18 protein-coding genes and 1 pseudogene are annotated in these 14,527 nt (G+C 34.6%); 13 read left to right on the forward strand and 6 right to left on the reverse strand.

All coding sequences use genetic code 11. The features are described 5' to 3' along the window. Nucleotides 1-38 precede the first annotated feature (38 nt). From DWV06_RS15530 to DWV06_RS18455, 3 genes are all read left to right on the forward strand, one after another. Nucleotides 39-476 carry a phage holin family protein gene (locus tag DWV06_RS15530; RefSeq protein WP_115483110.1) on the forward strand — a complete coding sequence of 146 codons (438 nt, stop codon included), beginning with the start codon at nt 39-41 and terminating at the stop codon, nt 474-476. A gap of 3 nt (nt 477-479) precedes the next feature. Beyond that, the gene (locus DWV06_RS15535; RefSeq protein ID WP_115483111.1) at nt 480-1,409 is read left to right on the forward strand and encodes a M15 family metallopeptidase; all 930 of its coding nucleotides are present in this window, start codon (nt 480-482) and stop codon (nt 1,407-1,409) included. 454 nt (nt 1,410-1,863) lie between these two features. Beyond that, complete coding sequence (locus tag DWV06_RS18455; protein WP_155522643.1) at nt 1,864-2,034, forward strand: hypothetical protein; 171 nt, start codon at nt 1,864-1,866, stop codon at nt 2,032-2,034. 235 nt (nt 2,035-2,269) lie between these two features. On the opposite strand, the gene DWV06_RS15545 is transcribed toward DWV06_RS18455, so the two are convergent. From DWV06_RS15545 to DWV06_RS15555, 3 genes and pseudogenes are all read right to left on the reverse strand, one after another. After that, the gene (locus tag DWV06_RS15545; RefSeq protein WP_115483113.1) at nt 2,270-2,530 is read right to left on the reverse strand and encodes a hypothetical protein; all 261 of its coding nucleotides are present in this window, start codon (nt 2,528-2,530) and stop codon (nt 2,270-2,272) included. 232 nt (nt 2,531-2,762) lie between these two features. Continuing rightward, complete coding sequence (locus DWV06_RS15550) at nt 2,763-3,050, reverse strand: hypothetical protein (protein WP_115483114.1); 288 nt, start codon at nt 3,048-3,050, stop codon at nt 2,763-2,765. Nucleotides 3,051-3,166: 116 nt separating this feature from the next. Beyond that, nucleotides 3,167-3,370 (reverse strand): annotated as a pseudogene (locus tag DWV06_RS15555) (manganese catalase family protein); the annotation flags it as partial. A 138-nt stretch (nt 3,371-3,508) separates the two neighbouring features. On the opposite strand from DWV06_RS15555, the gene DWV06_RS15560 reads away from it, so the two are divergent. Next, nucleotides 3,509-5,215 (forward strand): S8 family peptidase, encoded by a 1,707-nt coding sequence (locus DWV06_RS15560; protein ID WP_115483116.1) that lies wholly within the window; start codon nt 3,509-3,511, stop codon nt 5,213-5,215. A 41-nt stretch (nt 5,216-5,256) separates the two neighbouring features. Here DWV06_RS15560 and DWV06_RS15565 read toward each other — a convergent pair whose 3' ends face one another. The 3 genes from DWV06_RS15565 to DWV06_RS15575 all read right to left on the reverse strand — a co-directional run bounded on the left by DWV06_RS15565 (nt 5,257) and on the right by DWV06_RS15575 (nt 6,405). Beyond that, on the reverse strand, nt 5,257-5,520 hold the full coding sequence (locus DWV06_RS15565; RefSeq protein ID WP_235828986.1) for a spore coat protein CotJB: 264 nt from the start codon (nt 5,518-5,520) through the stop codon (nt 5,257-5,259). Then, a complete protein-coding gene (locus DWV06_RS15570) occupies nt 5,517-5,768 on the reverse strand; it encodes a spore coat associated protein CotJA (protein WP_235828987.1) in 252 nt (83 codons plus the stop codon). The genes DWV06_RS15565 and DWV06_RS15570 overlap by 4 nt, the downstream gene beginning before the upstream one ends. Before the next feature lie 97 nt (nt 5,769-5,865). Next, nucleotides 5,866-6,405, reverse strand: coding sequence for a rubrerythrin family protein (locus tag DWV06_RS15575; protein ID WP_115483117.1), 540 nt, complete (start codon nt 6,403-6,405; stop codon nt 5,866-5,868). A 160-nt stretch (nt 6,406-6,565) separates the two neighbouring features. On the opposite strand from DWV06_RS15575, the gene DWV06_RS15580 reads away from it, so the two are divergent. The 9 genes from DWV06_RS15580 to DWV06_RS15620 all read left to right on the forward strand — a co-directional run bounded on the left by DWV06_RS15580 (nt 6,566) and on the right by DWV06_RS15620 (nt 14,462). Continuing rightward, complete coding sequence (locus DWV06_RS15580; RefSeq protein WP_115483118.1) at nt 6,566-7,867, forward strand: peptidoglycan-binding domain-containing protein; 1,302 nt, start codon at nt 6,566-6,568, stop codon at nt 7,865-7,867. A gap of 22 nt (nt 7,868-7,889) precedes the next feature. Then, nucleotides 7,890-8,327 (forward strand): hypothetical protein, encoded by a 438-nt coding sequence (locus tag DWV06_RS15585; RefSeq protein WP_115483119.1) that lies wholly within the window; start codon nt 7,890-7,892, stop codon nt 8,325-8,327. 20 nt (nt 8,328-8,347) lie between these two features. Beyond that, entirely contained in the window at nt 8,348-10,045 is a 1,698-nt protein-coding gene (locus DWV06_RS15590; RefSeq protein ID WP_115483120.1) for a GMC family oxidoreductase N-terminal domain-containing protein, read from the forward strand. Nucleotides 10,046-10,116: 71 nt separating this feature from the next. Then, nucleotides 10,117-10,806, forward strand: coding sequence for a DUF421 domain-containing protein (locus DWV06_RS15595; RefSeq protein ID WP_115483121.1), 690 nt, complete (start codon nt 10,117-10,119; stop codon nt 10,804-10,806). A 46-nt stretch (nt 10,807-10,852) separates the two neighbouring features. After that, nucleotides 10,853-11,194 carry a four-helix bundle copper-binding protein gene (locus DWV06_RS15600; RefSeq protein ID WP_115483122.1) on the forward strand — a complete coding sequence of 114 codons (342 nt, stop codon included), beginning with the start codon at nt 10,853-10,855 and terminating at the stop codon, nt 11,192-11,194. 116 nt (nt 11,195-11,310) lie between these two features. Then, nucleotides 11,311-11,796 carry a MarR family winged helix-turn-helix transcriptional regulator gene (locus DWV06_RS15605; protein WP_115483123.1) on the forward strand — a complete coding sequence of 162 codons (486 nt, stop codon included), beginning with the start codon at nt 11,311-11,313 and terminating at the stop codon, nt 11,794-11,796. Between the two features lie 97 nt (nt 11,797-11,893). Beyond that, nucleotides 11,894-13,069 (forward strand): ArsA family ATPase, encoded by a 1,176-nt coding sequence (locus DWV06_RS15610; protein ID WP_115483124.1) that lies wholly within the window; start codon nt 11,894-11,896, stop codon nt 13,067-13,069. Next, nucleotides 13,062-13,289 (forward strand): hypothetical protein, encoded by a 228-nt coding sequence (locus tag DWV06_RS15615; RefSeq protein ID WP_115483125.1) that lies wholly within the window; start codon nt 13,062-13,064, stop codon nt 13,287-13,289. Before DWV06_RS15610 ends, DWV06_RS15615 begins: the two co-directional genes overlap by 8 nt. A 15-nt stretch (nt 13,290-13,304) precedes the next feature. Then, entirely contained in the window at nt 13,305-14,462 is a 1,158-nt protein-coding gene (locus tag DWV06_RS15620) for an ArsA family ATPase (RefSeq protein ID WP_115483126.1), read from the forward strand. Nucleotides 14,463-14,527: the final 65 nt, after the last annotated feature.

The raw sequence follows: 14,527 nt of genomic DNA on the forward strand, positions 1-14,527 counted from the left end.
CTTTTTTTATTACAAAAAACAGAAAGAGAGGAATTATCATGGAAAAAATCAACAGCTTTAAAATTATTTTATTAACAGTATTCGGAGTTGCAGGAAGTGGACTATCAAAATTACTTGGAGGATTTGACATGACATTACAAATATTAATAGTTCTTATGATTGCTGACTACATCACTGGTCTTATTGTGGCAGGAGTGTTTAAAAAGTCAGGAAAAACTGAAACAGGTGCCTTAGAGAGTAGAGCAGGATGGAAAGGCTTGTGTCGCAAAGGCATGGTTCTATTAATTGTTTTGGTAGCAACTCAACTAGATAAGGTTACAGGAATCGATTTTATAAGAAATACAGTCATTTTAGGATATGTTGCAAATGAAGCTATTAGCATCACAGAAAATGCTGGCTTAATGGGCGTACCTTTACCAGGTGTGCTAACAAACGCAATAAATGTATTAAAACAAAAAGCAGAAAGTGAGGAATAGAGTATGAGAGACATCACAGCATTACAACCAGAGGTGCAAGCAATAGCGAATAGGTTAGTAGAAAAATGCAGAGAACAAGGTTTAATCATTAAAATAACCGATTGTGTGCGCACCAAAGATGAACAAGACGCTTTATATGCACAAGGCAGGACAAGAGCAGGCTCTATTATTACCAATGTTACATACCCACGTTCCAACCATTGTTGGGGCATAGCTTTTGACTTTTGCCGAAATGACGGAACAGGCGCATACAACGATACTGACGGATTCTTTACAAAAGTAGGACAGGTAGGAAAGTCACTAGGTTTATTCTGGGGAGGTGATTGGACAAGCATCAAGGATAAACCACATTTTCAACTTGAGACCTATGGAACGTGGAGCAGTCTGCAAGCTAGATATGGCACACCAAGCCGATACTTCGCATCATGGGGCGGTTCTATTCCTGTGATTCAAAAGGAAGAAGCGAAAGTGGTAGTAAATGATGATATTGTCGCAATTAAAGTTTTACAAAAATTCTTGAACAAAAAAGGTTATCGGGACAATGAGGGCAAGAAGTTAGTTGAAGATGGTCTAAAAGGAAATAAGACAGTATTCGCAAATACTAAGTTTTTACAAACTATGTTAAATAAAGACGGTTATGCAGATGCAGAAGGAAGAAAGCTATATGTAGATGGCTATAAGGGCGAAAAGACAGAACAAGCCATGAGAAAGGTTATTTGCAAGGTGCCCGATAAAGATTCTAAAGGAAGAAACATCTGGAAAGCACCAAAAAATAAAGGCAACGTTGTATTTTACATTCAGACGAACGTCAGTACCAAAAATGATAAATATTATGGCTTTAATACTCAAAATGCTGTAATAAGACAGCAAGCGAATCATAACATATCACAAGATGGTATCACAGGATTTAATACACTGAATAGTACATTATAATTAGAGGGGTGGAGAAATCCACCTCTTTTTTATTGCAAATTTTTAAAAAAGTTTATTGGAAAGTGTTGACATCACTACTTTAAAGTAGTATAATAAATATATCAAATGAAGGAGGTTAAAGGATGAAGAAAAAGCAAAAGAAGAAACTGAAAAAAGACATTTCCGAAATCATCAAAGTTGTGGTCGCAACAATGATATGTGAGATTATCAGAAACATCTTTTTCAAAAACTAAACAATGGGGGAGAGTACTTCTCCCTCTCCCCTAACTTTAACATAGAAAGCGAGGAATTTCAATGAGAAATAAAATATTATTTGGAATTTATTTGACACTATTTTTAATATCAATTATTACTAAGAACAATATAATAAACGGATTCACAACCACATACGCGACTTGCATGATAACATATCTATTATTTAGATTATATGATAAACGGAAAAGGAGTGAATAATATGGAGGAATTAATCCCACTTGCAGATTACGCAAGGATGCACGGAATTACAACAGCCACAGCCAGACAGCGAGCAGCGAGAGGTTCATTCAAAACAGCCAGAAAAATGGGGAGAGATTGGGTTATAGACAAAAACGAACCTTATATTGATAATAGAAAAAAAGAACAATAAAAGGGCGGTTCATTGCGAACCGTCCTAATTACTTGTCTTTATTTAGTTTTTTTATTGCTCCTTGTATCAAAGATACAATAACATAAGTAATAGCGAATATTAATAAGTCGAAAAAGAAATTTTGAATGAAATTGCCAGTAAACAGGCTTGTGTTATCTTCAATAATTCCTCTAGCTATACGACTTATAATATAAGTAAAAATAAACCTAACTGCTATATCCATCAAAGTACCGCCTTATTTCTTTCGATATGTATCACATGTATGACTAAAGATTTTAAAATATTCTGTTTGCCTCATTGGATCGTCTGCTTTCGGACCTCTTTTTAAATTATTCCATATTTCGTTTTTATGAGCGATTACCCAATCAAGTCCCTTCCCGATTATATAGCCACCAATAAATTCAGCTATCTTAGTTTGAACTGCTGTTCCACCAGATACGTCAATCATTTCTTCTTTATTCAACATGTTACTGTTTTTAGGTAATGTTAATTTCATTATTTCCTCCTTAGAATACCATTTTATAGTTACATGCACTATACTAGAAAACACTTTTTTACAACATACATTATAAAATGAAAGATTTATCCTTGCAATATTTTTATGTTGACATAATTCTACAATTAAAAAACCCCACGCAATAGCGCAGGGCATGTATGTGTAATAGGTGAGACATTTTTAATATATATGTAGACCGGTTGAAAGTAAAGTTATTTTAATCGACTAATTTTTAATTATTAGATCGCCACATAATTCTTAATATAATTCCGATAATAAAATAAGTACCACAAGTTAATATACCAAGAACAATTATCCAGAAAGTTCTTAAGTACCACGGCAATCTTCTTACTTTGTCATTTGTAACTGCAGAGGCATTGCTTGAAGCAGTATTATTAATTACTATATTTTTATCATCCGTTTTCAATTCCTCTACTTGCTTACCGCATTTGGGACAAATAATACAATCAATATCAATAATTTCACCGCAATGTTTACAATATTTCGTTTCTTTTTCCAAAATCCTTCCCTCTTTCTTTCGTTTTCGCAATTAGTTAAATAATTGACTTTATTCCATAATATTACATTTCTAGGTGTTTAGTCAATAGTTTGTTTAGTGGTTAATGTCAATCATTTATGAGCCAATTCTTCTGTGCCAATATCATTTAATGTAGCGATTGCTTCCGGAGTAATCATAGTAAATCTTTGACTTAAATATCTTACGGCAGCTCCTAGTTCACCATCAGGTCCTCCGTATTGAGAAATAATATTCGTTGCCATAGCAGGATTGGGATTTTTAATTTTAACTGGATATTCTAATATCTTTTCATAAGTCCACATTAATTAAACTCCTTTAAGTAATATTCATAGGTTATTATATGATGTATTTATATATAAGTTCGAAATGTTTTTTGAAAGTATCATAATCTCTTTCAAGAAACATAAAATATATAATAAAATATTAGCTAAGAGGTTTTTATGCCGCCTGATGAACAAGAACGCATGATGAGTGATCAATATGCAGACATACTTATAGAATATGGTGGAGATGAATCTATTTTTGAACAATTTCCTGATTCTGCTGTAAAAATTATAAATTTCTTATATGCTGTAGTTCATATACCTGTTGAATTATTTACGTTAGATTTTTTTGAAAAGTGGGGATATTCAATTATACCGAACTGTTTTGGGATTATTAGTCATTCAAGTATTGAGTCAACAGGAATTCCAAGGATTAGAAGAATTTCAAATTATAGTCTTAGAGGTCAGGGGGTTTTGATTGGTGTCATAGATACTGGAATTGATTATTTAAATCCGGTATTTCAGAATGCAGACAATACAACTAGAATAGTTTCAATTTGGGATCAGACTATTTCCAGTGATAAAAGTCCAAAGAACTTTGAGTATGGAACCGAATATACGAAAGAAGATATTAATCTGGCGTTAAAAAGCGAACAACCTTTTAATATCGTACCAAGTATGGACGAAAATGGCCATGGTACAATGGTGGCCGGTATTGCAGCTGGAAATGAGGTGCCGGAAAGCAATTTTTATGGAATTGCAACGGATTCTGAATTAGTAGTTGTAAAATTAAAACAAGCCAAATCTTATTTGAGAGAATTTTTTTTGATTCCTGAAGGTACTGTATGTTACTCTGAGGTAGATATTTTGTTTGGATTATACTATTTGTTAGAGGCTGCAAATGAATTAAAACGGCCATTGGTGATTTGCATAGCAGTAGGTTCTTCGAAAGGGGGACATGATGGAAGAGGTATATTATGTGATGTACTTTCTCAGATTGCTTCCAGACCCGGAATTGGAGTTGTGGTCGCAGCAGGAAATGAGGGAAATGAAAGAAGACATTATTATGGAAGTATTGATCAAAGAAGAGGCAGCGATGCTGTAGAAATTATGGTTGGAAACAATGAAAAGGGTATGATTTTAGAGTTATGGGGAGAGTCTCCCAATATTTATTCGGTAGATATTATTTCTCCATCCGGTGAATATGTGCCTAGAGTACCTGTTTCATTAAGTGATGTAACTGAAATATCTTTTATATTTGAAAGAACGAAAATATATTTGCTTAATGAATTGGTTGAAACTCAAACGGGAGATCAGGTTTTTTTATTTCGCTTTGTAGAACCATCTCCTGGTATCTGGAGAATAAATGTATTTGAAAAAGGAGACTTAAATCGAGGGTTTCACATGTGGCTGCCTATGGATAAGTTTATATCAGATGATACTTTTTTTATAGATCCAGATATCTATACTACGGTATTAGCGCTTGGAAATACATTTGTACCTATTACTGTCACAGCATATAATGATATTGATGAAAGCTTATATTTATTTGCCAGTAGAGGATATACAAGAACCAATGCAATTAAACCGGATTTAGCTGCTCCCGGTGTGAATGTAATAGGTCCTGCACCTGGAAATGGTTTTGTGGCTTATACTGGAACCAGTGTTGCAGCTGCGCATACTGCCGGAGTTACTGCTATGATATTAGAATGGGCGAATACTAGTAAAGCGATACCAAATATAAGTACGATAGAATTAAAAAAATTATTGTTGAGAGGAGCCAGAAGAAAGACTGATGTAGAATACCCTAACAGGGAATGGGGTTATGGGATATTAGATATTTACAATGTATTTAATGCATTACGTACTGAATTTTTCCAATAAAAAGAGCTGATGTGCTGCATCAGCTCTTTGCTCAAATAAAATTATAAACGAAAATTAGCTTCATAATCCCAAGGCCAAGGTTCGTTGATCCATTGCCACGGATAAGGACTCATACTATGAGAACTAATCATACCATAATTCTGATTGTATTCATCGGTCAGATGGCTCAATTGTTTCACATAAGCATTGTATTTGGATAGCGCTTCCTGATCAGAAGGATGAGTATTGAGATACAATTTCAGATCTACTAACATTACATGGACTGCTGAAATTTCTTTTTTTAAGTTCATACTGTCGTTTCTCAAAATAGACCCTCCTTTTGTTGACTGAAATAACGCTGATCTGAACCATTATATGGACTGAATAATTCAGGAAATGCAGTCCCTTTTTTCAGAGCATCCATAGGACTATATAGGGAGCACATAAATTGATAAGGCACATAGGCAGCGGCTAATCTTACATTTTTTATCATCATCTCTTGTGGGATACAATTCATGTTATTATTGTATTCTATATCATACATTTCTTTATTTGGCATTCTGCAATTTGCCATTTCTCTATCTCCTTCTAGGTTTTACATAAAATAATATATGTATCATATAGAATAAAGTTACTTAAAGATAAGCAGTTTATTAGTCAAAAAGACCTTTCTAATATACATTTTGAAACAATTTATAATAACCTTGTGGAAATCCGCAAACAGGACAAATTAAGGGGGCACATTCTCCCGATAAAATATTGCCGCATTGTAGACATATCCAAAGTACATTAACGGGTTTGCAAAAATACTGCTCATTCATTATATTTTCATAAATCGTTGAGAATGTTGCAGCATGAAAATAATCTATATTGGCAACTCCGCTAAATAGTGCTGCAATTTCAAGAAAACCTTCTCTTCTGGCAGTTTCAGCAAATTGTTGATACATATCACTTGCCATCTGTGTTTCGATTCGGGTAGATTCTAAAAGATTTTGGACTGTAGTAGGTAAATTCCCCTGGTTCATTTTTCTCAACCAGATTCTGGCATGCTGCCTATTGTTATTAGCAGTAAACATAAAGAGATTTCTAATTTCTATATAGGTTTCATACTGAGCTATGTCAGCGTTAATTTCGAATTTTGCACTGGTAAGAAGTTCTGCTTCATAAGCTTTCAATAAGTTTTTATATGTCTCACTTTGCTGAAAATCCATAATTTCTCCAAGTCTAACGAAAACTTTGATATATCATATGATACTGAGTATCTTAATATTCTATATACTTATTAAGGAAGAGTTAATAAGTAACACTATAAATTATCTTTGAATATCATATAAAAATAAGTTAAATTCGTATAAAAGGAATTAATAAAGTATGGGTGAATATAAAAAAAATAAAACAGACGTTAAAGGCAGCAGGAATATAGTATACCCGGCACAGTTAGATACGCAGTATTTTGGGAATCTGCGGGTTCATTGTACGAGTGAAAATTTTATGCCGATAGAGGGTGCAACTGTTCAAGTTTCATCAACTGCAACGCCAGGAACTGTTTTAGGAGAGTTTCAAACGAACAATTTAGGTTTTACGGATGAAATTATTTTACCTGCACCTGCAATGGAATATAGTTATGAACCTGGTTCGACAGCGCAGCCTTATTCCGATTATACTTTGACAATAAATGCAGAGAATTTTGTTCCGGTCACTGTTTCTAATATTGAAGTATTACCAGAGGTAACGGCAGTTCAGGATGCGTCTTTGCGTGTGCAGAGCGAATTGAGCGAGCCTGAATTGTATGTAATACCACCGCATACATTATATGGTGATTATCCTCCCAAAATTGCTGAGGCGGAAATTAAACCTACAACAGAAACCGGCGAAATTGTATTGCAGCAGGTCGTCATACCTGAATTTGTAGTTGTACATGATGGACCACCTACTGATACAGCTGCTAAGAATTATTATATTCGATTTAGAGATTATATTAAGAATGTTGCATCTAGTGAAATTTATGCTACGTGGCCGGATCCAACAATTTATGCAAATGTATTAGCAATATTATCTTTTACATTAAACAGGGTGTACACAGAATGGTATCGAAATAAAGGCTACAATTTCACAATAACTTCGTCGACAGCATTTGATCACAAATGGATTAATGGAAGAAATATTTTTGATAATATTGGATTAATTGTTGATGAAATTTTCGTAAATTATTTATCCAGACCCAATGTGAAACAACCGATTTTGACCCAATATTGTGATGGCTATAAAGTCGAATGTCCGAACTGGATGACACAGTGGGGCTCAAAAGATTTAGGAGAACAAGGTTTGAGCGCAATTGAAATTCTGCGTCATTTTTACGGTGATACCATGTTCATCAATTCGGCTACCCAGGTTGCAGGAGTTCCGGTATCTTGGCCCGGAAGTAATTTGACTCTGGGTTCTAGCGGCCCGAATGTTAGAATGATACAAGAACAACTGAATAAAATTGCGGAGGCGTATACGGCAATTCCAAAAGTAGCAGTCAATTCACAGTTTGATCAACAAACTCAAGAAGCAGTAAAAAAATTTCAAGAAGTTTTTGGCATGCCGGCATCAGGAATCGTGGATCTGCCCACATGGTATAAAATTTCTGCTATTTATGTAGCAGTATCACGAATTGCTGAAATTGGGTAATGCATATCAAGGAGGAGCTTAATTGGAAAATAGTGAAAATTTTATAAGTAATGGTAAATATAATTATAGGTATTTAAGACTAGAAGCACTAGTAAATGCAATGATACCCCGGACACCGGATCTTGCACAATTATATGGTACTAACATGTATTATGGTGCATTGGATTTTTTAACTGCAGAATATTTAACTATGGTTTTAAATTATATCAAGGCTAACATATTAGAAACTATGAATTGGGAGGAGAGACTAAGTTCCTCCTTAATTAGATTTACGATGCTTGGATATTACTCGGAATGGTTTGGTTACGGTACTACACGTTTAAATAATCCTAATCAGCGGATTTTAGAATTTTATCCATTAAGCTGGGAACAGGTCGATTATCCCGGACCTGCTTTTAGTTATATTTCCTATGAAAAAGAGTATAATCAAATAAACAAAGAGATACTCAATGAATTTTAAAATTAGAATGGGAGAAAGAAATGGACGCTGATGTTGTTATTATTGGTGCAGGTGGCGGTGGTGCTGTTGCAGCTAATGAATTAGGTCAGAAAGGAATAAAAGTTTTAGTACTTGAAGCAGGACCTTGGTATGGTAATAAAAAGTGGCCAGATCCTAATGCGGATCATGGAGCGGTAAGTAGTTCAAGTTATGAAGATTTAAGTATTGAGATTTTGAAAAAAAATTTTACAGACTTAGAAGATGATATGAATAATTTTGAATATGGGAAATTTCGATGGGGACCTGCAAATAGAGAAAAACCTTCATGGCCGCGTATACAGGGTGATAGAGGCTTTTCCTGGCAGAATTCCGGAGTCGGTGGAAGCACACTGCACTATTTTGCAAATTCTCCTCGTGCATTTCCGGAAGCGGTTGATAATGTCTGGCCTATTTCCTATCAAGAATTAATTCCGTATTATGAAAAAGTAGAAGCAGCTTTGCCTGTTGCCTCTGCTCCTTCTACACCTAAAGAAGATATTTTTTATTACGGTGCAGCGAAAGCGGGCTGGGAATTATTAGATTCCAAAGATGTAAGAACTCCTGGCTATCGTCCGCAGCCCAATGCTATACTGCGTCCTAATTTAAATGGAGAGGGTACAGAGTCAGTGAATCCTAATTTGCAGCCGGTAGGATGTACGTTAAGGGGTCACTGTGTGAATGGCTGCCATATAGGTCCTACGGTAGAAGGGGTAGCCAAAAGATCTACATTAGTAAGTTATATACCCCGTGCACTTCGCACCGGTAATGTGGAAATCCGTCCTAACGCATTTGTAATACAGGTATTAACAGATGCAGATAACGAAGGTCTGCATGCAGCTGGTGTTTTATACAGGGATACCTGGACAGGAGAAATAGTAGAAGTAAGAGCAAAAGTAGTTGTTATGTCAGCCGGAGGAGTAGAAAGTCCTCGTCTTTGGCTAAATTCAGATCTACCTTTTAATGAATGGGTTGGTAAAGGGTTAATCAATCATTGGTTTGATTGTGTATCTGGGATATTTGATGAAGAAGTTTTATTAGATGCGATAGGAATTGGAGAAATTAAACCATTTGTTGGGCAAAATGCAGCTGCAAGATTCGATTATCCAGGGCTTGGTGTCGCAGAAACTTTTGGATTTAGTCCCGGATTATATTCTTCTTTGCTATATGGAACCAGCTATAAAGGAAATAGTATCTATAACAGGGTTACTGAAACGGAGCCATGGGATGTAGAAGGCTTGGTAACAGGGGAACAACTGAAAGTATTCATGAAAGATTATAAAAGGACGTTAAGCATATTAATATTTACAGATGATCAAGTAAATCCCAATAATTATGTTACTATCGATCCTGTTATAAAAGATGAAAATGGTTCTATTCCGGTGATAAAATATATTCCAAATAAAATTGATCAGGAAAAAAGAAATGAACTGGCATATATTTCTTCTGATATTTTAAGAAAGGCCGGAGCTAAAATCGTAATACGTTCGAATTGGCCTCCTGATATCTTTATACATATCGCATGTACCATGAGAATGGGTTATGTTACAGATACAAATTGCGAGGCATTTCAGGTCAAAAGACTTTTCATAGCAGATAATAGTGTTTTGTTTAACGGATTGGGTGGGCCGAATCCCACACTAACAACTCAGGCATTGGCTGTTCGTACTTCGGAAAAGATCTCCGAATTATATTTTAGCTAAGGTAAATGTTTTGTAATTAAGCATAGATTGTTGAAAAAAGAGCATACTAAATAGAAAAAGCAGAGGTATAAATGAATGATTATATAGCATTAATTATCAGAACGACAGCCATTTTCATTTTTTTATTGCTCTTGACCAGGCTGTTAGGGAAAAGGCAGATGAGTCAATTAACATTTTTGAACTATATCGTAGGAATAACGATAGGAAATGTTGCGGCTAGTATTATTATAGAATCTGAACATACGTTATATAAGTTTGTTGGATTATTTTGGTGGGTCATTTTAGCCGGAATAATAGGATTTATTTCTTTAAAATGGCCAAATTTTAAAGTTCTTGTTGATGGACAGCCGACAATTATTATAAAAAATGGAACATTGGTTAAAAAAGCATTAAAAGCCTGTCGTTTAAATATGGATGATGTGTCAATGATGTTAAGAGAAAGAAGTATTTTTTCCGTTCAAGATGTGGACTATGCAATTCTTGAAGCGAACGGTAGATTAAGTATTATGAAAAAATCAGAAAAATTAGAAGTAACAAAAGAAAATATGAATATTAAAGTATATCCTTCCAAATATTTGCCGTCGGAAATAATAGTGGATGGTACCATTATGAAAAAAAATCTGGCAGAGTATAATTTAAATGAAATCTGGCTGAAAGAGCAGTTAAAAAAGCAAAATATAAAATCTGAAAAAGAAGTATTTTTTGCGCAGCTTCAAGAAGATGGATGTCTGTATATAGAAAAGAATAAAAATGAAAAGTAAGTAGATAATATTAAAGAAATACAATAAAAACAAAGGAGTAAGAAGAATGTCATTAACAAAAGTTATCGAAAAATACCAGCCATGTATTGATGCATGTTCAAAATGTACTCAGGCATGTTATGAATGTTTTCATGCATGTTTAAATGAACCTGATGTAGCCGAGAGAAGAAACTGCATCAGTATGTTAACAGAATGTGCAATGATGTGTCAAATGTCAGTAGCTATGATGTCCATGAACGGACAGTTTTCAGCACAGCATTGTCAGCTATGTGCACAAATTTGCGACCAGTGTGCACAGGATTGTTCCAAGTTTCAAGACGATCATTGCCAGAAATGTGCAAAAATCTGTCAGTCATGTGCAGAGGAATGCAGAAATATGTCTAAATAAATCATTAGAAAATCGAGGCAAAAATAGCCTCGGTTTTTTTCATTTTCATCTTGACAAAAGATTATTTCGGTTGTAGAATTAAATTACTTCGAAGAAAGAATTAATTGGTGATATAAATGAAAATGAACGAAGAAGTTTTTAGACAAGACATGTTTCAATATGTAGACCGTATCAAAGATCTGTTATCTATGGAAGTTTGGCAGAATGTATTACTGGATTGTTCGAAAAATGAAATATTTGTTCTTTGGCTGCTTTATCGCAAAAAGGAAGTGAATATGACACAGATTGCGGAATACATCCATGTTCCACTTAATACAGCAACTGGAATTATCAGCCGAATGGAGAAAAGAGATTTAGTCAGCCGGGAACGAAGCAGGGATGACAAAAGAATCGTAACAATCCGATTGGGGCTGAATGGAGAAGAGCAGATACAGGTCATGATGAAAGAATTTATGTTTTATTCCAGAAAAATGATTGAAGTATTCAGCGCTGAAGAAATGGAGCTTTTCTTTCGTATCATGAATAAATTGGAAGAAATCATGAAAGAAGAACGTAATACAGGTAAAGAGAAGAAAAAAGTCAAAAAAATCCTAATTGAATAAAAGTCATTAGCTGTTATCAGGAGATAACAGCATTATTCAAAATAAATACTTCGACAACAGAACTATTCAAACATGGAAATAAAAGGAGGAAAATTGAATGAAGAAAAGAATTTATATTTTTACAGGCAAGGGTGGCGTAGGGAAAACGAGTGTTGCTGCCGCTCATGCGATAAAAAGTGCCCAAGAAGGTTATAGGACACTTCTGGTAAGCACAGACATGGCACATAATCTGGGTGATTTGTTTGAAATGACTCTTGGAAAAGAACCGGTAAAGATTGTTAATGATCTGGATGCATATGAAATTGATCCCAATTATGTAATGGAGAATGACTTTGAAGACATGATAAAATGTTTAGAAAAGATGATTCCAATTAGTAATGGGTTAGAAAGTTTCGGTATGTTTCCGGGTATGGAAGAACTATTTTCATTACTTAAAATTGGTGAGATCTACAAAGAAGGTAAGTATGAAAGAATTATGGTAGACTGTGCTCCGACTGGTGAAACTTTATCCTTATTAAAATTTCCTGAACTTCTTTCCTGGTATATGGAAAAGTTGTTTCCAATAGGAAAAGTAGCTGTTCGAATATTGGCACCGGTATCGAAACAGTTTTTTAAAGTAGAATTACCGAATAAGGCGGCGATGACGGATATAGAAAAGATGTACCTTAAATTATCTGAATTACAGGAGTTATTAAAAGACAGAGAGACAACGAGCATAAGATTAGTGACCATTCCCGAAAAAATGGTAGTAGAAGAAACGAAGAGAAACTATATGTATATGAATCTTTACAATTTTAATGTAGATGGAATATATATTAATCGGATCCTACCTAGTGAAATAAATAATAAATTCTTTGAAGACTGGCTGAAGATTCAAAAAAAATATATTACACAATTGAAAGAAAGTTTTGCGGGGCTGCCAATTTATGAGATTCCCTGGTACGATGAAGAACTTCGAGGAATGAAAGCGGTGAAAAGGATTTGTTCGGATGCTCTTACGACAGATATAATTTTTGAACCGAAAGTAATGACTCAAAGAGAATCTTTTGAGAAAAATGAGAATGGGTATGTTCTTACTGTGTTTGTACCAAATGCAAAAAAGGAAGATTTGGATTTGTTTCAGTCAGAGACAGATGTTGTAATAAAACTTGGTAATTTCAAAAGAAATATACCGCTTCCAAATGTATTGCGCATTTATAACATTACAACAGCAAACTTAGAAGAAGGTAGTTTGACGATTCAATTTGAGAAGGGAGAAAAAGAGGATGAATAAAGATATGATCAGAAGATTACAAGAAGCGAAAAAATATGAATGGATGGCGGTGAAAGCTCTGTTTCCGGAATCTGCAACGGCACATATTGAAGTGATAGAGAAAGAATTGAAAGAAATGCTAATGGAATGTATGCTGGATTTTTTGAAGTCTAACGATGAAAAAGACAAAAGTGAACAGAAAAAGGAAGCTAAAGATGTGAAAAAGGTAACGATTGGCTAAAAGGAGGTTTAGAAAATGAGAATTATTTTATATACAGGAAAAGGCGGAGTCGGCAAGACAAGTATAGCGGCAGCAAGTGCATGTCTGATAGCGGAATCAGGAAAAAAAGTACTAATCATGAGTACAGATCAGGCTCATAGTTTGGGGGACTCTTTTGATAAAAAATTAGAGAAAGAGCCTATGAAAATAATGGATAATCTATATGCGATGGAAATTGATACCGTTTATGAAAGTGAAAAGAGCTGGGGACATTTAAAAGAATATATGAAAGAAATGTTGACAATGAAGGGGGACGGAGGGATTGAAGTAGAAGAACTTCTTGTCTTTCCCGGCTTGGAGGAACTCTTTTCTATGTTTAAAATCCTGGAGGTCTATGAAAAAGGAGAATTCGATGTTCTGATTGTAGATTGTGCGCCTACCGGAGAGACATTATCACTTTTAAAATATCCGGAAATGCTGTCAGATTTTATGGAAAAAGTGCTTCCTATCAAGAGAAAAGGAGCAAAGCTGGCAGGACCTGCGGTGGAAAAGCTGATGAAAATTCCTATGCCCGATGATAACGTATTTGATGATATTGAATATGTTATGGAGAAAATGGATCGCTTGCAGCAATTAATGTTAAACAAAGAAATTGTAAGTCTTAGAATCATTACAACACCTGAGAAAATAGTAATTAATGAGGCGAAAAGAAATTTCACCTGTTTACATCTCTATAATTATAACGTGGATGCAGTAATTGTGAACCGAATTTATCCAAAAGAAGCGATGGAGGGATACTTTAACAAATGGATAGCAATGCAGGAAGAAGGATTGAAAGAAATTTCTGAAAGTTTTTCAGAAGTCCCTAGATTTTATTTAGAACTTCAAAAAGAAGAAATCCGAACAATAGAAGTTTTGAAAAAAGCAGGAAGATTAGTTTTTGGAAAGCAAGATCCGGCTCCGGTTCTTTTTCAAAAAGAAATATTCTCAATAGAAAAAAATGAAGAAGCGTTCCATTTAAAGATTCTTCTGCCATTTGCCGAGAAAACAGATCTGGATTTAAGGCAAGATAGAAATGAATTGATACTTAGTGTTAGAAATGAGACAAGGCGCTTTCCGTTACCAATTGAACTTGCTGACAAAGAAATTCAGGGAGCCAAGTTTGAAGGCGGATATTTGATCATAAAGTTTTAATAAAATATTCATAAAGAAAAGAAAGCCAATATGATAGAATTTAAGTAGTTATTTTTTTCATAATT

The sequence above is a fragment of the Anaerosacchariphilus polymeriproducens genome (assembly GCF_003363435.1).
Lineage (GTDB): Bacteria > Bacillota > Clostridia > Lachnospirales > Lachnospiraceae > Anaerosacchariphilus > Anaerosacchariphilus polymeriproducens.

Bases quoted from the DNA above. Each gene is read 5' to 3' on its own strand.
- DWV06_RS15530 (WP_115483110.1), top strand. From the start codon at position 39: ATGGAAAAAATCAACAGCTTTAAAATTATTTTATTAACAGTATTCGGA.
- DWV06_RS15535 (WP_115483111.1), top strand. From the start codon at position 480: ATGAGAGACATCACAGCATTACAACCAGAGGTGCAAGCAATAGCGAAT.
- DWV06_RS18455 (WP_155522643.1), top strand. From the start codon at position 1,864: ATGGAGGAATTAATCCCACTTGCAGATTACGCAAGGATGCACGGAATT.
- DWV06_RS15545 (WP_115483113.1), bottom strand. From the start codon at position 2,530: ATGAAATTAACATTACCTAAAAACAGTAACATGTTGAATAAAGAAGAA.
- DWV06_RS15560 (WP_115483116.1), top strand. From the start codon at position 3,509: ATGCCGCCTGATGAACAAGAACGCATGATGAGTGATCAATATGCAGAC.
- DWV06_RS15570 (WP_235828987.1), bottom strand. From the start codon at position 5,768: ATGGCAAATTGCAGAATGCCAAATAAAGAAATGTATGATATAGAATAC.
- DWV06_RS15575 (WP_115483117.1), bottom strand. From the start codon at position 6,405: ATGGATTTTCAGCAAAGTGAGACATATAAAAACTTATTGAAAGCTTAT.
- DWV06_RS15580 (WP_115483118.1), top strand. From the start codon at position 6,566: ATGGGTGAATATAAAAAAAATAAAACAGACGTTAAAGGCAGCAGGAAT.
- DWV06_RS15590 (WP_115483120.1), top strand. From the start codon at position 8,348: ATGGACGCTGATGTTGTTATTATTGGTGCAGGTGGCGGTGGTGCTGTT.
- DWV06_RS15595 (WP_115483121.1), top strand. From the start codon at position 10,117: ATGAATGATTATATAGCATTAATTATCAGAACGACAGCCATTTTCATT.
- DWV06_RS15600 (WP_115483122.1), top strand. From the start codon at position 10,853: ATGTCATTAACAAAAGTTATCGAAAAATACCAGCCATGTATTGATGCA.
- DWV06_RS15605 (WP_115483123.1), top strand. From the start codon at position 11,311: ATGAAAATGAACGAAGAAGTTTTTAGACAAGACATGTTTCAATATGTA.
- DWV06_RS15610 (WP_115483124.1), top strand. From the start codon at position 11,894: ATGAAGAAAAGAATTTATATTTTTACAGGCAAGGGTGGCGTAGGGAAA.
- DWV06_RS15615 (WP_115483125.1), top strand. From the start codon at position 13,062: ATGAATAAAGATATGATCAGAAGATTACAAGAAGCGAAAAAATATGAA.
- DWV06_RS15620 (WP_115483126.1), top strand. From the start codon at position 13,305: ATGAGAATTATTTTATATACAGGAAAAGGCGGAGTCGGCAAGACAAGT.